We start from the raw sequence: 20,505 nt of genomic DNA, 5'->3' as shown, positions 1-20,505 counted from the left end.
GTACACGCGCGCGCACGAGGCGTGGGCGCGGTCACTCCACGCGGACGGGGGTTCACACCCCGGCGCGGACGTTCTCCGGCTCGGCCTCCGGCGCGGACGGCCTTCGGCTCGGAGTCCGGCTCAGCCTTCGGCTCGCACTCCGGCGAAGTCGGCCCCCGCGTCGCGCAGCCGCTCGTGCAGGGCGCGGAAGACCTCCGCCGAGGCGATGCCGGGCCAGTCGGCGGGCAGCAGCCGGGCGGGCAGCCCGGGGTCGGCGTAGGGGAGGTGCCGGAAGGAGTCCAGGGCGAGCAGATAGTCGCGGTAGGCGTCCTCGGGCGGGGTGTCCGCGCGCCGCAGCCAGGCCCGCAGCACGGGCGCGTGGGCGTCCAGGAACCGCTCGTGCTCCTTGGCGATCGCCGCGAGGTCCCACCAGCGGCCGACGGCCTCGGCGGTCGCCGCGAAGCCGAGGTGATCACCCCGGAACAGATCGACGTACGGGTCCAGACCCAGCCGGCCCAGCACGCGCCGGGTCTCCTCGTACAGCCGCGCCGGGGCCACCCACACCCCGGGCGCCGCCGTGCCGAAGCCGAGGGCCGCCAGCCGTGAGCGCAGGACGTGCCGCTTCTGGCGCTCCGACTCGGGCACCGAGAACACCGCGAGCACCCAGCCCGCGTCCTCGGCGGGCCCGGCGCCGTGGGTGCGGCGGTCGCTGTCCTGAAGCAACTGGCGTGCCTCGACGGAGAGTTCGTACCCGGCGGCACCCTCGGCCGTACGGGCGGGCAGCAGCAGACCGCGGCGCTTGAGGCGGGACACCGAGGAGCGCACCGAAGGGGCGTCGACGCCGACCGCGGCCAGCAGCCGGATCAGTTCCGCGACGGGCATCGGACCCGGCATGGAGCGGCCGTACGCGCCGTAGAGCGTGACGATGAGAGACCTGGGGGCGTGCTGCTCGGACACGTTGATCATTTTAGATCTTCGACATCAGTGCTGGTCACCACCGGTGTGAGGGGTGGGTGGTACGCCCGGCCCAGTGCGGTGCCACCGCTCGGGTGATGATCGCGCCCGGCCCCGGGGATGCCCGGCGCCGGAGGGGAACCCCACCCCAGGAACCATCCCCATGGACCCTTGGAACCCCGACCGGGAGGCACCCCCATGTCCGTACGCCCCGCCCTCGCCGCCGTCCTCGGCGCCGCCGCGCTGCTGTGCGCCGTCGCCGCACCGGCGGCCACCGCGGCCCCGACCGAGAGCGTCACCGTCGACCCGGTCGCCACGATCGAGGAGGACGGCACCGTGACCCTCTCCGGCACCTACCGCTGCCTGGGCGCCACCGGGCCGGTGTTCGTCAGCTCCTCCGTCGCCCAGGACGACTCCCGCGTCAAGTACGGCATCGGCGGCACCCGTGCCACCTGCGACGGCATCCGGCACCGCTGGGCCAACTCCGGCCAGGTCCCGGACGACGCCCTGCTCCCCGGCGCGGCCCGGGTGGAGGCGACCGTCACCGAACTGCACCCCTCGGGCATCGCCTTCCTGCCGGTGTTCCACGCGACCCGCGCACGGGACGTGACGTTGGTCGAGGACTGACCTCGCCCCGGTGTCGGCCCGGTGGTGCCGGGCCGACACCGTCCCTCCCCGCTACGCGGGCGGCATCTTCCCGGCCAGCGCCCGCCACTTCCGCCGCTCGGCCTCCAACTCCTCGCGGGCGTCCCGGAGATGGGGGTTGTCCTTGTTGCGTGCCTGGATCCTGGCCAGCCGCTCGCGCGCCCGCTCCTGGGCGGCGGTGTCCTCACGGACACGGTCGAGTTCGGCCTCGGTCTCCTTCAGGCGCTGGGGGAGACGGGCGCGGAAGGTGTTCTCCTGTGCGACGGCGTCCCGGACCACGTCCGCGAAGTCCCGCACCTGCTTCTCGGTGTAACGCGTCTCCTGCCGCTGCGTCTGCTCCGCATCGTCCGAACTCACCCCGCTGCGTGGGTAGTCGACCCGCACCCGGCGCCCGTCGGTCCGGACGAGATACACGTAGTAGCTCTCCTCTCCCCAGTCGAACTCCACGCCGAGCCCGGCGAGTTGAAGCGTGTGCCGCACGCCTTTGGCGTCCCTCGCCACCACGACGTGCTCGTTCAGAGTCGCTTCCCCGAGGCTCCCCAGCCGTCTGCCCGTGCCGGGGTTGTTCAGCGTGGCGATGAGCCGTTCCCGGGTCCGCACCTCGTTCCGGTGTCGCTGCTCCTGTTCCGCCAACTCGGCCCGCGCCGCCGACTCGTCCGCGCGGGCGGCCCCTTCCAGCCCGCGTACCCTCGTCCGCGCCCGGGCCAGCTCACGCCGTTCGGCGGCGAACCGGGACGCGAGGGCGAAGGCCCAGCCGCCGGGGAACAGTCGCCGCCGCCACCCGGCGAACGCACCTCCCACGACCACCGCCACCGCGGTCAGCCATATCGCGCCCATACCGCCCCCTGTATCCGGCCGCAGCACTGTCCCAGAGGGGTTCTGCTCGCGGTCGAAGCGGGCCAAACGGGTCGTGTGCGGGGGGAGTTGGGGTGAACGGGCGGGTCCTCGGGATTGCCGCGAACCCCCATAACTAGACAAACCGGCACGGCCGAAGCGGGCTGGATTCCATGGCGAGCCTGCGGCCCGTACGTCGCCGGGTGGCGACCTGATCCGTGGCAGAAGGCTGATCCGTGGGGTTCCGACATCTCCGGAGGGCGGACGACACATGCGCCCGGCGGGTCGGCTCCTGACCTGAAGGCGTCGAAGGGGCCGTGGATGAAGGCTTCTGGTGTGGCACAAGAGTTGCGGATCGCGACCCACTCGCGCCTTACCGAGCTGAGCACGGCGCACGAGGGTGTCAAGGGTGGTGCCGACGGTTTCGCCAGCACCGCCGCGCTGAGTCAGATCTTGCCCACCTGGGAGAAGCGGCTGACCTCGGTACGCGAGGAGTGCGACCGGTTGCACGGCGCGCTCGCGAAGACCGGCCGGGACTTCGGTGAGGTCGATCCCGCCGTCGCCGGCAAGGTCAACCGTGTCGACACCGGTCACAAGCCCGACTGGGCGCGGTGAGGCGGGCATGCCCACATGGCAGCAGTTGCGCGATGCGAAGCTCACCGAGTACGAGCAAGCGGCCGACGGCTGGAGCAAGGTCAGCAACCGCGCCGACGCCGCACGTATCCGGGTCGATCAGGAGATGGCGGCGCCGATCCACACCACGCAGAAGGGCGAGGCGCAGACCTCGGCAGGGCGGGACCTGACCCGGCTCGGCCGCAACTACCAATATCTGCACGGCGAGTGCGGTCTCGTCCGAACGACCCTGAACGCTCTCGCCTCGGAACTGTCCGGCGTCCAGAAGCAACTGGGACGGGCCCTCGATGACGCGGCCGACCTCAAGTTCACGGTCAACGAGGACGGCTCGGTCGAGTACCCGAGGAGCACCGAGCTGCCCATGGCCTCGGGTACCTCCCCAGGCACCGGAGCCGCCAGGCCGGGCGCCCCGGTGCCGTACCTGCCTGGTGCGGGTGAGGCGAACGGCGATCCCAACAAAGGCAAGGCCGAAGACATCGCCGAGCGCATCTCGCAGGCGGTGAGCGGCGCCATCGAGATCGACAACCGGTACGCGAAGATCCTTCGCGAGCTGAAGGCACCGGACGGTCTTGCCGTGACCGACGACATGCTCCTGGACGAGGCCCACGACACACGCGACGTCCAGAAGACGGTCGGCACCTACCTCGGCAAGGACGGCATTCCGCATGGCAAGTCCGCGGCCGACAACAAGGAGTGGTGGGACGGCCTCACGCAAGAGCAGCGCGAGGAGTATCAGACGCTGTATCCGGCGGAGATCGGCGCGCTCGACGGCGTACCGAGCGTGGTCCGCGACTCGTCCAACCGGACCGTGCTGGACGAGTCGCGCGCCCGGGTCCGGAGCGAGCTTGACGCCTTGGGCCCCGAGCCGCCCCAAACGATGGTCGACGCGGCAGGGAGAACCGGCAGCAACCCGGACTGGGTCCTCTGGAACGCCAAGGGCGGCACGCGGTTCCAAAGCCAGCTCAAGGGCATGGACGCCATCGAGTCCCGCTTCGACCGGACCGGCATCGACGGCTTGCCGCCTGCCTACCTTCTGGGCTTCGACCTCAAGGGCAACGGACACGTCATCCTGGCCAACGGCAACCCGGACACGGCGGACAACACGGCGGTGTACGTGCCGGGGACGAAGTCGAAGCTTGAGGGGGCCGCGGGGGACATCGGCCGCATGACGCGGGTGTGGAAGGAGGCCCATGGCCTGGACCCCAGTCAGTCGACCTCGACCATCACGGGCGGCACGGATGCCAGTCACACCACTGTCATTGGTCACAGCTATGGTTCCACCACTGTGGGCGCCGCGTCGAAGGCGCCGGGGCACTTCGCGGCGGACGACATCGTCGTGGCGGGCAGTCCGGGCGTTCAGACCTTCCACGGGCTGCCGTACGACGCCGGTTACATCCAGACGGTCCCGTCCGACGAAGCGTTCGGCGCGCATCGCATGGCCGTCGACACGGATGGTCACAGTGGCTACTGGGACGAGGACTCCCTCAGTCTCCAGAACCAGGGAGCCGTTGTGACTGGACGGTACAACCAAGTGGTCCACCCGTAAGGTGATGTTGATGCGTAGCCCAGTGAGGACGCGGTGCCGAGGGTTCACCATCGGTCTTGCCGCCGTAGCCGCAGTTTCCCTTCTCACGGCAGGATGCTCGAAGACTGTGGACGACAACGGAAGCGCGCCCTCGACGCGGCAGCCCTCCGACGCTGAAACGGCCTCCAGCCTCCCTCTGCTGGACGTGGACAAGGCTCGCGACAAGGCGAAAGCCGCCTCCAGCGCGATCTACGAGATGATCGACATGCGTACGGCGAAGGTCACGGAGCCGGGCCCCAGTATCTCGACTCGGTGAACGCCGTGCTCATGGTGTCCACCCCGTCCAATCCGCACGAGAAGGAGCCGTTGATCATGGTGAACGTGGTCTCCGGCTGCTGGCGAGCACCCAAGGGCACGGATCTCAACACTCAGTACTGATCGCAGAGATAGGCCCACCCCCGAGCACAGAAAGCCCACCCTCCGTACCGTCTGCCATGACCATCACACCGAACCCCCCACCCCAAGCCCTCAGAATCGGCCTGCTCGGCGCAGCCGCCATCGCGCCGAGCGCGCTCATCAAACCCGCGAGCCGGAACCCCCGCGTCACAGTGACCGCAGTCGCCGCTCGCGACCGCCGTCGCGCCGAGGAGTTCGCCCGCAAGCACGGCATCCCCGACGTGCACACCGGCTACGACGCGCTGCTTGAAGACCCTCAAGTGGACGCCGTGTACGTGCCGTTGCCCAACGGGCTGCACGCGGAGTGGACGTTGAAGGCGCTGCGGGCAGGCAAGCACGTGCTGTGCGAGAAGCCGTTCACCGCGAACCGGGCCGAGGCGGAGCGAGTAGCGGAAGCCGCTGCCGAGGCTTTCGAGCGGAGCGGTCTGGTGGTGATGGAGGCGTTTCACTACCGTCACCATCCACTGGCCGCGCGCATGCGGGAGATCGTGGAGAGCGGTGAGCTCGGCGAGTTGCAGCGCGTCGAGGCCGAAGTGTGCTTCCCGCTGCCCCGGTTCAGCGACATCCGGTACGACTACGGACTGGCGGGCGGGGCGACCATGGACGCCGGCTGCTACGCGGTCCACGTCGCCCGGCTCCTCGGCGGAGGCGACCCGACGGTGACGGGTGCCCGGATGCTGACCCTGCGCAAGGACCCGCGCGTCGACCGGGCGATGAGTGCCGAACTCGCCTTTCCGAGCGGGGTGGTTGGACATGTCCGCGCGTCGATGTGGTCGCGTCGTCTGCTGTCGATCCGGGCGCGGGCGATCGGGTCCGCCGGTGAGCTGGACGTGATCAACTTCGTGATGCCGCAGCTTTATCACCGGCTCACCGTCCGAGCACCGCGTGCCGAGGGAGGGGGCGTGGTGAGGCGGGAAGCCCTCAGCCGTACCCCCTCGAGCTACGACTGCCAGCTGTCGGCCTTCGCGGCGGCGGTGCTGGACAAGGGCCCGGTCATCACCTCGCCCGCCGACGCCGTGGCGAACATGGGGGTCCTCGACGAGATCTACCGCGCGTGCGGACTCCCGGTCCGGGGCGAGCCGCAGGAGCGATGACGCGCCGTCACTCCTCGCGCTGCCGTACGGGCGATGACCTGGTCTCAGGAGGGCAGGTCATCGCCGTACGCAGGTGGGACCGGTATCCGGCCCAAGATCGGCAGCCATTATCCTCCGCATATGTCCCCTGCTGCCGCGCAGAGTCCGCTGCGTCATGACCCCCGCACCGCCGAGGTGGCGGCCGTCGAGCCGGTCACGCTCCCGCCCCACAGGGCGGAGGAACTGCTCGCCACCCTCCGTGCGGGAGAGAAGGTGCTGGCGCTCTATCACCAAGGACTGGGGTACGCCGCGCTTACCGACGACGCGCTCATCCTCCTGGGCGGGGAGACGCCGACGAGGGTCGAGAGGCCGCTGACCATCCTTCGGCCCGCGTACGGGGCGCGGCAGCGCGTGGACGTGTCGGTGAAGGGGCGGCGCGTCGCTGTGTGGGGCTCGCGGATCGACGCGTCGGGTGGACTCGTCCAGCGCGCGGGCAACCCGGCGACCGGTTCCCTCGCCGGTGATCCGCGCACAGCCGTCGTCGCGGCCGACGAGACGCTCTCCCTGTCGGACGACCACAGGAACGTGCTGCTGGGGGAGCTCGAACCGGGCGAAGACGTACGTGCCCTCTACCACTGCGGCTGGGGGTACGCGGCGTTCACGAGGAACGGGCTCGTCCTTCTTCGCGGTCTCGTGGCGCCCAAGGCGGTCCGGGCCCCCAAGCCCCTGCGGATCCTCCGCCGCACGTACGGCATCCTGAACTCCGTCGATCTCCTCATCGACGGGAAGCCGCACAAACTGCACGGTTCGAAGATCGACCCGAAGGGCGACCGTCTCCAGCGCATGGGTGACCTCCTGCCCGCGGACTCTCCCCTGCGGCCGCACGGCCGGGCGCGGTTCCTCACCTGGATACGCAGGCACCCCGTCCTCATGTCCCTCGCCGTGGTCGGAGCGCTGTTCGCCGGCTCGGGCGCGGTGTCGGGCGGGGGACACGCGACCGCGCGGGGCGGGACGGACAGCGTCCTGGACGTCCCCGACTTCAAGGGAGCCGAGCTCACCGCCGCTGTCGCGGACGCCCGGCGCCACCCGTGGGTGAGTGTGTCGGCGGTCGATGCCTCCTCCGACCTCCGCCGAGTGGACCTCACCACAAGCGGCTGGCGGGTCTGCTTCCAGACACCCTCCCGCGATGAATCGGTTCGCCCTTCACGCAGATTCCTGACGCTCTACGCGGTCCCCGAACAGGAACTGTGCCCCACGCAGCTGCTCGGCCCGCGCCGGATCGTCATGCCGGACCTCATCGGCCGACGGTTCGACGACGCCCTACGCGTCCTCGGCGACCTCGACGTCGCCCACACGGCCACCTGGCACGCCCACACCAACCGGCGCCTGTACGACGACCGCGATCTGGACGACTGGCGGGTGTGCCGTCAGCAGCCGGAGCCCGAGAGCGAGGTCTCGGCCTGGACGCAGGTCGACCTGTGGCTGATCGACCCCGACACCCCCTGCGCCCAGCCCAGCCCCAGCCCGAAGCCGAAGCCGAAGCCCAAACCGAAGCCCAAGCCGAATCCGAACCCCGAGCCCGAGTCACGGCCGCGCCCTCAGCCGCAGTACGGCTCCACCACGAGCGGCGGCACGACCGGAGGCAGCACCGGCGGAGGCTCGTCCAGGAGCGGAAGCTCGACCAGCGGCGGCTCGTCCACCACCTCGGGCGGAACCAGCGGCGGCTCCTCCAGCACCTCCGGCGGAACCACCAGCGGCACCGGAAGCCGCCCGGGCACCCAGTTCGGCCAGTACTGCTCCCCGGTGGGAGCCACCGCGACCACCACCGACGGACGCCCCGCGAAGTGCTTCATGGGCAGGGACGGCCAGGCGCGCTGGGGCTACAACTCCGGCTGAGCGAAGACACGTTGCGGTAAGCGGGAGGCGCGCCCGACAGGCGCCCCCCGCACCGCGGGACGCCCTCAGATGTCCCGGAAGATCTCGATCTGCGCCCCGATCGAGTTCAGTCGCTCCGCCAGGTCCTCGTACCCCCGGTTGATGACGTACACGTTGCGGAGCACCGACGTGCCCTCCGCCGCCATCATCGCCAGGAGGACGACCACGGCGGGGCGGAGTGCGGGCGGGCACATCATTTCGGCGGCGCGCCAGCGGGTCGGGCCTTCCACCAACACGCGGTGGGGGTCGAGGAGTTGGAGGCGGCCGCCGAGGCGGTTGAGGTCCGTCAGGTAGATCGCGCGGTTGTCGTAGACCCAGTCGTGGATCAGGGTCTTGCCCTGGGCCACGGCGGCGATGGCGGCGAAGAACGGGACGTTGTCGATGTTGAGGCCGGGGAACGGCATCGGGTGGATCTTGTCGATCGGCGCCTCCAGCTTGGAGGGGCGGACCGTGAGGTCGACCAGGCGGGTACGGCCGTTGTCGGCGAAGTACTCGCGGCTGCGGTCGTGGTCGAGGCCCATCTCCTCCAGGACCGCCAGCTCGATCTCGAGGAACTCGATCGGCACCCGGCGGACCGTCAGCTCGGATTCCGTCACCACGGCCGCGGCGACCAGGCTCATCGCCTCGACCGGGTCCTCGGAGGGGGAGTAGTCGACATCGATGTCGATGTTCGGGACGCCGTGCACGGTGAGGGTGGTGGTGCCGATGCCCTCGACCCGTACGCCCAGGGCCTCCAGGAAGAAGCACAGGTCCTGGACCATGTAGTTGGAGGAGGCGTTGCGGATGACGGTCACGCCGTCGTGGCGGGCGGCCGCGAGCAGCGCGTTCTCGGTCACGGTGTCGCCGCGCTCGGTCAGGACGATCGGGCGGTCCGGGCGGACGGTACGGTCCACCACCGCGTGGTACTGCCCCTCGGTCGCCGCGATGTCCAGGCCGAACCGGCGCAGCGCGATCATGTGCGGCTCGATGGTGCGGGTGCCGAGGTCGCAGCCGCCGGCGTACGGCAGCATGAAGCGGTCCATGCGGTGCAGCAACGGGCCGAGGAACATGATGATCGAGCGGGTGCGGACGGCCGCCTCCGCGTCGATGGCGTCCATCTCCAGCTGGGCCGGGGGGACGAGTTCGAGGTCGACACCGTCGTTGATCCAGCGGGTGCGGACGCCGATGGAGTTGAGCACCTCCAGGAGGCGGTACACCTCCTCGATCCGGGCGACCCGGCGCAGTACCGTACGGCCCTTGTTCAGCAGGGACGCGCACAGCAGGGCGACGCAGGCGTTCTTGCTCGTCTTGACGTCGATGGCGCCGGACAGGCGACGGCCGCCGACGACGCGCAGATGCATCGGGCCCGCGTAACCCAGCGACACGATCTCGCTGTCCAGGGCCTCTCCGATGCGGGCGATCATCTCAAGGCTGATGTTCTGGTTCCCGCGCTCGATGCGGTTGACCGCGCTCTGGCTCGTGCCGAGAGCCTCCGCGAGCTGGGCCTGAGTCCAGCCGCGGTGCTGCCGGGCGTCACGGATGAGCTTGCCGATGCGTACGAGGTAGTCGTCTGACATGAGGTTGAGGCTATCTCAGATATGAGATGGCGCCCTCCCGGGGGGTCCATTCGGGTGATGCGGTGTCACGCTGGTGGCGGGCAGGTGGTGACACCTGGCGAGGAATCCGGTAAATCGGGCTATGTCGGGTTGTCTTGTGAAGCATCGGCGGGCGGCGCCGTCCATGGCGCCCCCTTCGATTGTCACCGGGGACGGCCGTCGCTCAAGTCGAGAAACGGGACGGCTCACGGTTTGCGCCGGGCGCGCTCCTCGCGGCGCAGCTCGCGCCGCCGTTTCCCCGGCAGGGACTCGACCAGCCGGCCCACCTCCGCCGCCGCGTGACCGCCGTCGGCATCCCCGCACCACCACACCACGGCCTCGGCGGTACGGACGTGCAGGCCCAGCTTGTGGTACGGGCACACCGGCCACACCTGCCAGGCCATCTCCATCACCGTCTCCTGGGCGGCGTCGGCGACGCGCGCGAGGAGCTGCGCGGGGTCGGTCGGCTCCGGTGCGCCGGAGTCGTCCGTCGTGTCCTCGGGGTGCACGGCGTTGCCCTGCCAGCGGCCGTCCGGCAGCGCCACGTACAGCTGCTCGGGTTCGTCCGCCTCGTAGGCGGGGAGCAGCATCAGCACCAGCGGGGGGTGTTCGGGCAGCGTGGCCGCGAGGTCCCGGTTCACCGCCTCCAGCGCCTTCTCGAACCCCGGCCACGCTCCGGGCTCCGCGCGCCGGGGCTCGGGAGGGCGGAAGGCGCTCGCCGGTGTGTGGCGGGGGAGCGAGTGGTACGAGAAGTGGCTCATCGGCGGATGGTCCCACCGCACGCGGGCGTCGCGCGAGCGGCTTTACGACTCCGCCCGCTGCCCCGTGTCGCCCTGTCGCCCCTTCGCCCTGTCGCCCCCCGAACCGCCGCCCCGGCTGCTGCCGCCACCACCGGGTCTCCGCCGGGCCGAACGTTTCCGGGGGCGGCTCCGTCGTATGAGGAAGAAGAAGGGGAGTCTGATGTCCTACGAGCGTAGACATGCCCCTGGCGTGCCGCTGCTGGAGCCCTCGGACGTTGAACTGGTCCGCGCGATGCTGTCTCTCGGCGGCGTGCCCTGGGGGGAGCTGGAGGATGGCGTCCAACAGGTGCGGGTCAAGCTGCTGGACGCGGGGGAGGAGATCCACAACCGGCAGGCATGGCTGTCGGTCGTGGCCTCCCGTGTCGCGGTCGACTGGCACCGGCGCCGGGCCCGCGACGAGTCGCTGGGCGAACGGCTGGCCGCGCGCTGGACGGACCGGCCGCCGCCGGACCAGACCGAGGACGCGCGGGTTCTGGCCCTGACCGTGGCCGAGGGGATGCAGGGCCTGCCGCCCGTGCAACGGCAGGTGCTCGCCCTGCGGTACTACGCGGACCTGCCCGTCCGGGAGATCGCGCGACGTCTGCGCGTCCCCGAAGGAACGGTCAAGAGCAGACTGCACACCGCCGTGGCCGCGCTCGGCCGACGGCTGCGCGACATGGAGGTGATCTAGCCATGACCGACCCGGACGAGGACCTGGTACGCCGTGCCATCCGCGCGATCGGGGACGAGGCCGCACGCCCCGACCCCACCCCCACCCCCACGCCCGCCGCCGCTCCCGCCCCCGAATTCGTTCCCGCACCGGTCCGCGACATCAGGACCGCCGGGCCGTGGTGGCGTACGCGCCGGACCGCCGTGGCCGTGTCGGTCGTGGCGGCGGCCTGCGTCGTCGCGGTGACGGCGACGCTGCTCACGTCCTCGGGCGGCGGCCGTCCGGCGCCTCAGGACGGGCAGGGCCAGACGCTGACCCAGTGGATCTCGTGCGCGACCGCGATCGCCGTGGGTGATGTCGGGACCGTGCGCCCGACACCGTCCAAGGCGGGGCACATCACTGTCACGTTCCACGTCACGGAATGGATCAAGCCGGGGAAGGGCGAGCGGCAGATCACGCTCGACGTCGTCGACCCGGCGAAGGCGGACGAGGAGAAGAAGGTGGAGCCCGGACAGCACGCCCTGATCGTCGTCCCCCGCCGCTACGACGAGGAGCTCGACATCTTCCGGGGCGTCGAGCTGAACGCGTACCGCACCCGTGTCACAAGCCACCTGGCCGAGGCGGCCCACACCCCCTGCCCGGCCTTCTGGAGCCGGACTCGCCCCTGAGGGCCGTGGCCTCCCGATACCTGCAACTCCCTTGCTACAAAATGTAGTTGGGGGGACGATTGTGCGTCCCCGGTGCCTGTGAACGCTTGTGCGGGCACCGGGATCGCGCGCTCAGCCGACCACCTGAGCGGCAATCGACCTGAGCAGGGGGAATCCTTTTGAGACAGGTGTCGATACGTCACAAGGTCTACGTCCTATGGGCGTTCGCCCTCGCCGCGGTGGGTGTGCTCGTCACCGCCGCCCCGAGTTCGGCGGAATCCGTCGACAACATCGTGCCCACCGCCAACTACTACGTCGGCTGTCTGGACGGCACCAACGGAACCATCTGCCAGACCGACAACGACTACCTCACCTACTACATGGACTCCGGCGGTTCGAACAAGCTGGAAGCGGACGACAAGGCGATCGTCCAGGACATGCTGACCTCGCAGTACGGGCCCACCCATCTGTCGATCCACTACGACTCCTCGCCGAGCTGGTCCGGAAGCGCCGAGACGGACATCTATTACAGCGAGGCCGCAGTGCCCGGCAACGACGAGGGCTTCACGTACTGCAACGACGACAGTCCGGGCAACTACAAGTGCGACCAGCAGTACATCCGCATCCAGCCCGGCTACTACACGCCCGGACTGTCCTGCCACGAGACCGGGCACGCCGTCGGCCTCACGCACGGTGACCTCGCCTATCCACGCGTCGGCATGCAGGACAGCGTCATGGGCTGCATGAAGAAGGTCGTCGACTACGGACAGACCCTCGGCTCGAACAACAAGAACAACATCAACATCGTCTACTGACCGACGGGGGAATCGAGTTGAGACGATCCACACGCATCACCACCCTGGCGGCCGGAACCGCCGCGGCGGCCGCGCTCGTCGTCACCGGCCTCGCCGTCGGGCACACGCCCACCAGGGCCACCGCGCACGAGCCACGGAAGACCGGAGTCGTCGTCGCGCACGGCGCCGACCGGCACCCCTCCCAGACGGCGACCGACTGGGTCACGTACGCCGACCACGTCGTCGAGGTCACGCCGGTGGACGAGCGGGACATCCCGCCGAGCCAGGAGGAGGTCGACCGCGGCGAGGGCGTCATCCTCCGGGGGGTCACCCTCCGCGTCGACAAGGTCCTGTGGACGCGCTCCGGGGCCACTCAGGCCGCACCCGCGTCGTTCGACTGGACCGCCTACGGCTGGCAGTTCACCGACGGCGACGTCCACAACCGTACCGAGATGGCGGGGGAGGGCCAGCCGCGCATCGAGACGGGCCACCATTACGTCATGGCCCTCGAATGGGAGGCCCCCCGGTGCGTCCCGGGCGACGGCGAGCTGCCCGGCCGGTGGCGCGGGCTCGGCTCCGAGTCGATCATCCCGTACGACAACGGGGTGCTCGGCGAGGGCGAGTTCCAGGGACGGCCACTCCAGCTGAAGGCCGCCCGCGCGACCGCACTCGACCCGGGCGATCCGGACTACAGCCTGCGTGACGAGTTCACCGGACACACCGCCGCCGAACTGGCCGACCGGCTGATCGGCACTCCGCCCGGCCAGAAGACACAGCGGAGTTTGCGGCAGGCGGATGCGCCTGCGGAGGAGTGTTCCTGAGGTCCTGAGGACGTTCTTGGGTGGTCGGGCCAAGGGGCTGAACCCGTAGTCCCTTGGCCCGACCGCTGGTCCGCGCACGGGCGACGGCGAGCTGGCCCGGTCGCGCGCCCTGCGTCACGCGTCCCGCCCGGCCTCCCGAGCCGCCCGCTCCAACCGGTCCCGATACGTCTCCCACCACTCCTCGCCGCCCGGCGGGATGCTGGTGTTGCCCTGGTTCATCCCGACGGCGCCGTCGATGAGTTCCCGGAGGATGTCGGCGTGCCCGGCGTGGCGATGCGTGTCGGCCGTCACGCGTATGACGGCGTGATGCAACGTCACCTCGTCCTTCCCGTCCGGCCACCAGGGGACCCTGCCGACCGTGTCCAGCGGCAGCGCGTCGATCGTGGCGTCGGCGTGCGCCCACGCCCTGCGGTAGAGGTCCACGATGGACGCGCGTGACTCGTCGGCGGTGGCCCACATGTCCGCGTTTGGCTCCGCGTCGGCATCGAGCCAGGGCAGCGGTTCGCCGGACGGCCGTCCGAAGGTGTCGCCGAGATAGCCCAGCTCCACACCGGCCGCGTGCTTCACCAGGCCCAGGAGGTTGGTGCCGGTCGGCGTGAACGGGCGGCGGATGTCGTACTCCGTGAGGCCGTCGAGCTTCCAGAGGAGGGCGTCGCGGGCGGCCTGGAGGTAGAAGCGGAGGTCGGCCTTGGGGTCTGAGGCGGTCATGGGGGCAGTCTGCCGCCGTGGGCACACGCGGTACGGATGTTTTCCGGCACCCTTTCTGTGCGTGGCGTGGCCCCGCCTCAGACGAGGGCGATGGCCGCCCCCGTGGCGACGGAGAGCTTCGCGGCCCGGATGAGCTGGAGGCAGACGTACGACTCGACGCCGTACCGCTGCCACCCCTCCGCGACCGATTCCTCGGCGTCCGACGCCTCGAAGACCTCCTCGGAGTCCGGATCGAGGTCTTCGGGCAGCCCGAGGGCAGCGGCGATCCGACGGGCCTCCGCCAGCAGCCGCACCGACGAGCCGAGCGGTCCGCCCGGTGCGCCGGTGATGACCCGGGCGAAGTCGACCGGGACGTAATACCCCTCGTGGTCCGCGTGACGGACCAGGTGCTTGAACGGCTCCGGTCGCTCCCCGGGGAGCCCCTCGTACACCTTCCTCAGCAACGGATAATCACTCGCCCGCTCGGTCCCGTCCGACGGCAATGGCTCGGGCAGCCGGTTGTACGCCGCGAGATGCACGGCGATCCGGCGAACCGTGTGCAGGCCCGAGTACCCCCACGTCTCGAACTCCGCGTCCTCGACGTCCACCCGCCCGGGCTCTACCCACGGCCCCGCCCCCGCGCGCTTGAGCAACTCCCCGATGGCGGCGAAGTCGGCGCGGACCGTCTCGGCGTACTCGTCCTCGGCGCTGTCGAGGACGCCGACGACCATGTGCAGACCCATGGGGGGGGGATCCTGTCACTCAGTGGGGCAACGGGAACCGGTCCCTGATCTCCCCGAGCAGCTGACGGTGGCGCTCGATCCAGTCGGGCTCCACCGCGACGGGGACGGTGACATGGATCTGCGATCCGGTCACGTCGTAGACGCTTACTTCCGGGCACCCGCTTTCGGTCGCCTCCGGAGGAGCGAGCACAAGGCGAGGAGACCGTCCGCTCTCGAGCCAGGTCGCCGACTGTCCGGCCGCGAGAGCCTCCAGAACCTCGCTCCAGCTGTCGAGGTCGTAGGCGTTGATGTACAACTCGACGCGCCCGCTCATGAATTGGCTGCTCACCAGAATCTCGGAGCGAAGGGCGTCGTAATCGCCCGCTTCCGAGAAGCGCATCCCCTCGATGACGCGAAGGGCGACGCCCTGCTCGTCGTCCGACATATGGATCAGCTCGGAAAGCCTGGGCTCGGACATCAGGCGCTACCTCTTTCGATGTGATGGCCGCGCGTACACGAGGACCTCATGGCTTCCTTGACGGAGCCCAAGCGCCGTCGCGGCAAGGGATCGTCCGCCGGAAGGAGAGGCCCCCTCGGTAGGGCCAGGGCCGGCAGCCGACCGTGGGGGATCATTCGATGGTGACGTACGACCAGCTGGCCGAGTGGGCCGGGCCTGGTCATGTCGTGCGAGCCGAACGGGACGTTGTGGGTGGCTGGCGGATCCCGGACTTGATGAAAGCGCGGCTGATCGAAGTCGGCATTCCGGTGACTCCACGTCTCATCGAGCGGGTCGTGACGCAGAGTGAGGCCAATCCGGTCCTGCTCGCGGACCGTGGCCCGCTCTACCTCCTCACCGAGGACCCCGATGGAGCGGCGGAGCAGTCCTCGTTCGGTGTCGAGCCGGAGACGGGGGTGGTCTACTTCGTCGGGCCGGACGGAGAGACATGGTTCGCCAACTCGGGTGTCGGGGTGTGGCTCGACGCCCTTCACTGTTACGGCGCCCGCGTCACCGCCTCAGAGCTTCTCGGTGAGCCGGACGGCCCCGAGGAGTACCTCTCCGAAGAGGAGGAAGAGCAGGCTCTCGCCGAGTTGGAGAGGCAGGCTGAGGAGTTGAAGGAGATCGACCCCGCGTCCTTCGGCGGCTACGAGGGGTTTCTCTGGCCAGGGCTTCTGGACCGCTGGCTCTACTGAGCGCGGCCCGGTAGAGGGCCAGGTCCTGTCGGGATCAGCCGAGTTCCGACGGCTCCGCCCTCCCGAGCACCTCCGCGAGCGGCGTCCCCGTCCGGGCCGCGATGACGCGGCGGGCGCGTAGCTGGGCGCGGGTGCGGGGGCGGAACTTGGGGGCGCGGCCGCAGCCGCAGGGTTCGAAGCCCTCGTAGCGGAGGCCGGCGTTCAGGACGACCGCGACGACCGACCAGGCCTTGCGGTCGCTGCGGCGAGGTGCGGCGAAGTCGTGGCCCGCGCAGAGCAGGGGAGCGGCGCAGCGGGGGCAGGTGTGTCCCGCGTCGTGGGGGTGCCGTTTGAAGCTGATCCGGCACGACACGCACGCGTAGTGGAGCTTGTAGTCGACGAAGGCGTAGGTGCACACGGATCGACCGTACTGGTGGCGCTCCACCGGGGGCCAACAGATTTCGCTTCCTCACCCCGGCCGACCGCCCTCTGGGGTCCCGGGGCCTTGCCGCGTCTCACGCCTGCCGGCGTTGACGGTCCTGCTCGCGCCGCTTCACTTCGCCGAGCCGGTCGAACAGTTCCTTCCATGCCCGGCCGGCGGCGGCCTTCTTGTGCGCCCGGTCCGGTTGCGTGACACGCGGCCGCTTGCCCTTCTTGTCCTTCGGGCCGCCGTGGTCGCCGCTGGTCAGGCGGGCCCGCTTGGAGGAACCGTCGCGTCGCTGCCGGTCGTCGCTGGTCATGGTCCGGACGATATGTCGCCGGAGGGGCTGTGTGGGAGGGGGAGTGAGCGGCTTGTTCTCGCCGACTGCCGCCGCCCTCCGGGCGTCCGGTTCCGGGCGGCGCGCTCGGCTTCACCGCGAGAGCTCGCCCGGCTTCACCGCCAGACCTCACCCGAGCCCGGGCATGACCATCCAGCCCCCATGTACTAGAGTTATCTCGACATCGAGATATCTGCCGAGGCGCACCGCAGCAGCCGCACCGGTAAGGGTTACCTAACTTAGCCTTACCTTAGCGGATTGGCCGGACCGGCGTGGCGGCAGGATGCGGTGGAACGCGCACATCAATGAAGGAGACTGTCGTGTCGGCGAACAGCTTCGACGCCCGTAGCACGCTGCAGGTGGGCGACGAGTCGTACGAGATCTTCCGGCTGGACAAGGTCGAGGGCTCGGCCCGCCTGCCGTACAGCCTGAAGGTCCTGCTGGAGAACCTGCTCCGCACGGAGGACGGCGCGAACATCACCGCCGACCACATCCGCGCCCTCGGCGGCTGGGACTCGCAGGCTCAGCCCAGCCAGGAGATCCAGTTCACGCCGGCCCGCGTGATCATGCAGGACTTCACCGGCGTTCCCTGTGTCGTGGACCTCGCGACCATGCGTGAGGCCGTCGCGGCGCTCGGCGGTGACCCGGCGAAGATCAACCCGCTCTCCCCGGCCGAGATGGTCATCGACCACTCCGTCATCGCCGACAAGTTCGGCACCAACGACGCGTTCAAGCAGAACGTCGACCTGGAGTACGGCCGCAACAAGGAGCGCTACCAGTTCCTGCGCTGGGGCCAGACCGCGTTCGACGACTTCAAGGTCGTCCCGCCGGGCACCGGCATCGTCCACCAGGTGAACATCGAGCACCTGGCCCGCGTCGTCATGGTCCGTGACGGCAAGGCGTACCCCGACACCCTGGTCGGCACCGACTCGCACACCACCATGGTCAACGGCCTCGGCGTGCTCGGCTGGGGCGTCGGCGGCATCGAGGCCGAGGCCGCCATGCTCGGCCAGCCGGTCTCCATGCTGATCCCGCGCGTCGTCGGCTTCAAGCTCACCGGTGAGCTGCAGCCCGGCACCACCGCGACCGACCTGGTGCTGACCATCACCGAGATGCTGCGCAAGCACGGTGTCGTCGGCAAGTTCGTCGAGTTCTACGGCGAGGGTGTGGCCGCCACCTCCCTGGCCAACCGCGCCACCATCGGCAACATGTCGCCCGAGTTCGGCTCCACCGCCGCGATCTTCCCGATCGACGACGAGACCCTGAACTACCTGCGCCTGACCGGCCGCAGCGACCAGCAGGTCGCGCTCGTCGAGGCGTACGCCAAGGAGCAGGGCCTCTGGCTGGACCCGAAGGCCGAGCCCGACTTCTCCGAGAAGCTGGAGCTGGACCTCTCCACGGTCGTTCCCTCCATCGCCGGCCCGAAGCGCCCGCAGGACCGCATCGTCCTGGCGAACGCCGCCGAGCAGTTCAAGTCGGACGTCCTCAACTACGTGGACGTCGTGGACGAGGCGGGCAAGGAGTCCTTCCCGGCCTCCGACTCCCCGGCCGTCGCCCCCAACGGCACCCCGTCGAACCCGGTCACCGTGACCGCCCCCGACGGCACCACCTACGAGCTGGACCACGGTGCGGTGACGGTCGCGGCCATCACCTCCTGCACCAACACCTCCAACCCGTACGTCATGGTCGCCGCGGCGCTCGTCGCCAAGAAGGCCGTGGAGAAGGGCCTGACCCGCAAGCCGTGGGTCAAGACCACCCTCGCCCCGGGCTCGAAGGTCGTCACCGACTACTTCGAGAAGGCGGGCCTGACGCCGTACCTCGACAAGGTCGGCTTCAACCTGGTCGGCTACGGCTGCACCACCTGCATCGGCAACTCCGGCCCGCTGCCGGAGGAGGTCTCCAAGGCCGTCAACGACCACGACCTCGCCGTCGTCTCGGTGCTCTCCGGCAACCGCAACTTCGAGGGCCGGATCAACCCCGACGTCAAGATGAACTACCTGGCCTCCCCGCCGCTGGTGGTCGCGTACGCCCTCGCGGGCTCCATGAAGGTGGACATCACCAAGGACGCCCTGGGCATCGACCAGGACGGCAACCCGGTCTTCCTCAAGGACATCTGGCCCTCCGAGGCCGAGGTCAACGAGGTCGTCGCGAACGCCATCGGCGAGGACATGTTCGCCAAGTCCTACGAGGACGTCTTCGCGGGCGACGCCCAGTGGCAGGCCCTGTCGATCCCGACCGGCAACACCTTCGAGTGGGACGCGGAGTCGACCTACGTCCGCAAGCCCCCGTACTTCGAGGGCATGGAGATGCAGCCGGCCCCGGTCACCGACATCACCGGTGCCCGCGTGCTCGCCAAGCTGGGCGACTCGGTCACCACCGACCACATCTCCCCGGCCGGCGCCATCAAGGCCGACACCCCGGCGGGCAAGTACCTCACCGAGCACGGTGTGGAGCGTCGTGACTTCAACTCCTACGGCTCGCGCCGTGGCAACCACGAGGTCATGATCCGCGGCACCTTCGCCAACATCCGCCTGCGCAACCAGATCGCGCCGGGCACCGAGGGCGGCTACACCCGCGACTTCACCGTCGAGGGCGCGCCGGTCTCCTTCATCTACGACGCCTCGCGCAACTACATCGACCAGGGCATTCCGCTGGTCGTGCTCGCGGGCAAGGAGTACGGCTCCGGCTCGTCCCGCGACTGGGCCGCCAAGGGCACCGCGCTCCTCGGCGTCAAGGCCGTCATCGCCGAGTCCTACGAGCGCATCCACCGCTCGAACCTCATCGGCATGGGCGTGCTCCCGCTCCAGTTCCCGGAGGGCGCCACCGCGGCCTCCCTCGGTCTGACCGGCGAGGAGACCTTCTCCTTCACCGGCGTCGAGGAGCTGAACAACGGCACCACCCCGCGCACGGTCAAGGTCACCACCGACACGGGCGTGGAGTTCGACGCGGTCGTCCGCATCGACACCCCGGGTGAGGCCGACTACTACCGCAACGGCGGCATCATGCAGTACGTGCTGCGCAACCTGATCGGCAAGTAGCCTTTCCGGTAACGCGGTTGCAGGGCCGCACCCTCTCGGGGGTGCGGCCCTTCGTCATGTACGGGGCATGGCCGCATGTACGGAGCATGGCCGCGCGGACTGAGTAGCCGTACTCAGGCGACCCCCGCGATCGGAGCGGCAGGATGGGCGCATGACACAGTCGCATCCCGTCTTCCCGGCGCGGCCGAGGTGGCCCTGGTCCCGCAGGACGCCCACACCCAGGGACCTCGGCGTCGCCCTGCTGCTCCTCGTGGCGGAGGCGGGGGTGGTCGCGGGGGTCGTCCTCGAGTACGGCATGCAGTTCTGGGGCGCGCAGGGGGAGCAATGGGAGATCGACGCCATCGCGCTCGCGGAGATCGCCTGGCTGCGGTACACGGCCGTCGCCGTGACCGTCTGTGCCGGACTCGCGCTGCTCTGCCGGGCGCGCTGGACCGTCGCGTCGCAGGTGCTCGCGGCGGTCGCGGTGGGGGCGCTGCTCACCCACGCCCAGCGCGACTGGGACCGGGCCCATCCGGCTCCGGCGCCGACCCCGACCGTGCGCTACGGGCCCTGCTACAGCGGCAGCGGCACCTGTGAGTGACCCCCGCTCGGGCATCGCTCTGGGCGGACCCGGTGGAGAACGGTCCACCGGGTCCGCGAGCCGGGTGGGCGAGGGGGTGGTGCCCGTCCGGATGGTGCTGGCCTTGCGAGGGTGCGGCGGCTTGTGGGGAGAGGCGGGAGCCTCGCCGGGGGTGGGGCGGCGACAACGTTGTCTAGTGGTTCCGTACCTGACTTTACCGTCCCAACGGACAACGATGTCAACCCAGTTGAG

Annotated in this window: 23 protein-coding genes; 14 read left to right on the top strand and 9 right to left on the bottom strand. The window is 70.0% G+C overall.

Annotated elements, in window-relative coordinates; all coding sequences use genetic code 11:
• Positions 1 to 120: 120 nt before the first annotated feature.
• A complete protein-coding gene (locus tag GTW40_RS14685; protein ID WP_161180623.1) occupies positions 121 to 945 on the bottom strand; it encodes a PaaX family transcriptional regulator C-terminal domain-containing protein in 825 nt (274 codons plus the stop codon).
• Positions 946 to 1,131: 186 nt separating this feature from the next.
• Here GTW40_RS14685 and GTW40_RS14680 point away from each other — a divergent pair, with 186 nt between their 5' ends.
• Positions 1,132 to 1,560, top strand: a complete 429-nt coding sequence (locus GTW40_RS14680; protein ID WP_161180622.1) for a DUF6299 family protein — start codon at positions 1,132 to 1,134, stop codon at positions 1,558 to 1,560.
• Positions 1,561 to 1,611: 51 nt separating this feature from the next.
• Here the strand turns inward: GTW40_RS14680 and GTW40_RS14675 are convergent, their stop codons facing one another.
• Positions 1,612 to 2,415 carry a hypothetical protein gene (locus GTW40_RS14675; RefSeq protein WP_161180621.1) on the bottom strand — a complete coding sequence of 268 codons (804 nt, stop codon included), beginning with the start codon at positions 2,413 to 2,415 and terminating at the stop codon, positions 1,612 to 1,614.
• A 318-nt stretch (positions 2,416 to 2,733) separates the two neighbouring features.
• On the opposite strand from GTW40_RS14675, the gene GTW40_RS14670 reads away from it, so the two are divergent.
• From GTW40_RS14670 to GTW40_RS14650, 6 genes are all read left to right on the top strand, one after another.
• Entirely contained in the window at positions 2,734 to 3,027 is a 294-nt protein-coding gene (locus GTW40_RS14670) for a hypothetical protein (RefSeq protein WP_161180620.1), read from the top strand.
• 7 nt (positions 3,028 to 3,034) lie between these two features.
• Positions 3,035 to 4,591 (top strand): alpha/beta hydrolase, encoded by a 1,557-nt coding sequence (locus GTW40_RS14665; protein WP_161180619.1) that lies wholly within the window; start codon positions 3,035 to 3,037, stop codon positions 4,589 to 4,591.
• 106 nt (positions 4,592 to 4,697) lie between these two features.
• Entirely contained in the window at positions 4,698 to 4,886 is a 189-nt protein-coding gene (locus GTW40_RS14660) for a hypothetical protein (RefSeq protein ID WP_161180618.1), read from the top strand.
• Complete coding sequence (locus GTW40_RS33545; RefSeq protein ID WP_272919007.1) at positions 4,883 to 5,008, top strand: hypothetical protein; 126 nt, start codon at positions 4,883 to 4,885, stop codon at positions 5,006 to 5,008. The genes GTW40_RS14660 and GTW40_RS33545 overlap by 4 nt, the downstream gene beginning before the upstream one ends.
• 56 nt (positions 5,009 to 5,064) lie before the next feature.
• A complete protein-coding gene (locus GTW40_RS14655) occupies positions 5,065 to 6,120 on the top strand; it encodes a Gfo/Idh/MocA family oxidoreductase (RefSeq protein WP_161180617.1) in 1,056 nt (351 codons plus the stop codon).
• A 120-nt stretch (positions 6,121 to 6,240) separates the two neighbouring features.
• Positions 6,241 to 7,995, top strand: coding sequence for a hypothetical protein (locus GTW40_RS14650; RefSeq protein WP_161180616.1), 1,755 nt, complete (start codon positions 6,241 to 6,243; stop codon positions 7,993 to 7,995).
• A gap of 65 nt (positions 7,996 to 8,060) precedes the next feature.
• Here the strand turns inward: GTW40_RS14650 and GTW40_RS14645 are convergent, their stop codons facing one another.
• Both GTW40_RS14645 and GTW40_RS14640 read right to left on the bottom strand, forming a co-directional pair.
• Positions 8,061 to 9,590 carry a UDP-N-acetylglucosamine 1-carboxyvinyltransferase gene (locus tag GTW40_RS14645; protein ID WP_161180614.1) on the bottom strand — a complete coding sequence of 510 codons (1,530 nt, stop codon included), beginning with the start codon at positions 9,588 to 9,590 and terminating at the stop codon, positions 8,061 to 8,063.
• A 224-nt stretch (positions 9,591 to 9,814) separates the two neighbouring features.
• Positions 9,815 to 10,369: a hypothetical protein gene (locus GTW40_RS14640; RefSeq protein WP_161180613.1), complete on the bottom strand. Its 555-nt coding sequence runs from the start codon at positions 10,367 to 10,369 to the stop codon at positions 9,815 to 9,817.
• A gap of 199 nt (positions 10,370 to 10,568) precedes the next feature.
• Between GTW40_RS14640 and GTW40_RS14635 the strand changes: the two genes are divergently transcribed.
• The 4 genes from GTW40_RS14635 (at position 10,569) to GTW40_RS14620 (ending at position 13,319) form a co-directional block, all read left to right on the top strand.
• Complete coding sequence (locus tag GTW40_RS14635; protein ID WP_161180611.1) at positions 10,569 to 11,078, top strand: sigma-70 family RNA polymerase sigma factor; 510 nt, start codon at positions 10,569 to 10,571, stop codon at positions 11,076 to 11,078.
• A 2-nt stretch (positions 11,079 to 11,080) separates the two neighbouring features.
• Positions 11,081 to 11,725 carry a hypothetical protein gene (locus tag GTW40_RS14630; protein ID WP_161180610.1) on the top strand — a complete coding sequence of 215 codons (645 nt, stop codon included), beginning with the start codon at positions 11,081 to 11,083 and terminating at the stop codon, positions 11,723 to 11,725.
• Positions 11,726 to 11,892: 167 nt separating this feature from the next.
• A complete protein-coding gene (locus GTW40_RS14625) occupies positions 11,893 to 12,519 on the top strand; it encodes a hypothetical protein (RefSeq protein ID WP_161180608.1) in 627 nt (208 codons plus the stop codon).
• Between the two features lie 17 nt (positions 12,520 to 12,536).
• Positions 12,537 to 13,319, top strand: coding sequence for a hypothetical protein (locus tag GTW40_RS14620; protein ID WP_161180607.1), 783 nt, complete (start codon positions 12,537 to 12,539; stop codon positions 13,317 to 13,319).
• A gap of 114 nt (positions 13,320 to 13,433) precedes the next feature.
• On the opposite strand, the gene GTW40_RS14615 is transcribed toward GTW40_RS14620, so the two are convergent.
• From GTW40_RS14615 to GTW40_RS14605, 3 genes are all read right to left on the bottom strand, one after another.
• The gene (locus GTW40_RS14615) at positions 13,434 to 14,027 is read right to left on the bottom strand and encodes a DinB family protein (RefSeq protein ID WP_161180606.1); all 594 of its coding nucleotides are present in this window, start codon (positions 14,025 to 14,027) and stop codon (positions 13,434 to 13,436) included.
• A gap of 77 nt (positions 14,028 to 14,104) precedes the next feature.
• Entirely contained in the window at positions 14,105 to 14,749 is a 645-nt protein-coding gene (locus GTW40_RS14610; protein ID WP_161180605.1) for a hypothetical protein, read from the bottom strand.
• A 19-nt stretch (positions 14,750 to 14,768) separates the two neighbouring features.
• Positions 14,769 to 15,206, bottom strand: coding sequence for a DUF5959 family protein (locus tag GTW40_RS14605; RefSeq protein ID WP_161180604.1), 438 nt, complete (start codon positions 15,204 to 15,206; stop codon positions 14,769 to 14,771).
• A 158-nt stretch (positions 15,207 to 15,364) separates the two neighbouring features.
• Here GTW40_RS14605 and GTW40_RS14600 point away from each other — a divergent pair, with 158 nt between their 5' ends.
• Positions 15,365 to 15,919: an SUKH-4 family immunity protein gene (locus tag GTW40_RS14600; RefSeq protein WP_161180603.1), complete on the top strand. Its 555-nt coding sequence runs from the start codon at positions 15,365 to 15,367 to the stop codon at positions 15,917 to 15,919.
• Between the two features lie 34 nt (positions 15,920 to 15,953).
• Here the strand turns inward: GTW40_RS14600 and GTW40_RS14595 are convergent, their stop codons facing one another.
• Together GTW40_RS14595 and GTW40_RS14590 are read right to left on the bottom strand one after the other, a co-directional pair.
• A complete protein-coding gene (locus GTW40_RS14595) occupies positions 15,954 to 16,316 on the bottom strand; it encodes a hypothetical protein (protein ID WP_343245700.1) in 363 nt (120 codons plus the stop codon).
• Between the two features lie 97 nt (positions 16,317 to 16,413).
• On the bottom strand, positions 16,414 to 16,638 hold the full coding sequence (locus tag GTW40_RS14590) for a hypothetical protein (RefSeq protein WP_237525515.1): 225 nt from the start codon (positions 16,636 to 16,638) through the stop codon (positions 16,414 to 16,416).
• A gap of 338 nt (positions 16,639 to 16,976) precedes the next feature.
• Here GTW40_RS14590 and acnA point away from each other — a divergent pair, with 338 nt between their 5' ends.
• Positions 16,977 to 19,694, top strand: coding sequence for an aconitate hydratase AcnA (gene acnA / locus GTW40_RS14585; RefSeq protein WP_161180602.1), 2,718 nt, complete (start codon positions 16,977 to 16,979; stop codon positions 19,692 to 19,694).
• Positions 19,695 to 19,845: 151 nt separating this feature from the next.
• Positions 19,846 to 20,274, top strand: coding sequence for a DUF6234 family protein (locus GTW40_RS14580; protein ID WP_161180601.1), 429 nt, complete (start codon positions 19,846 to 19,848; stop codon positions 20,272 to 20,274).
• Positions 20,275 to 20,505: the final 231 nt, after the last annotated feature.

The sequence above is a fragment of the Streptomyces sp. SID4985 genome, assembly GCF_009863025.1.
Classification (GTDB): domain Bacteria; phylum Actinomycetota; class Actinomycetes; order Streptomycetales; family Streptomycetaceae; genus Streptomyces.
This window is presented reverse-complemented; position numbering and strand designations above follow the sequence as displayed.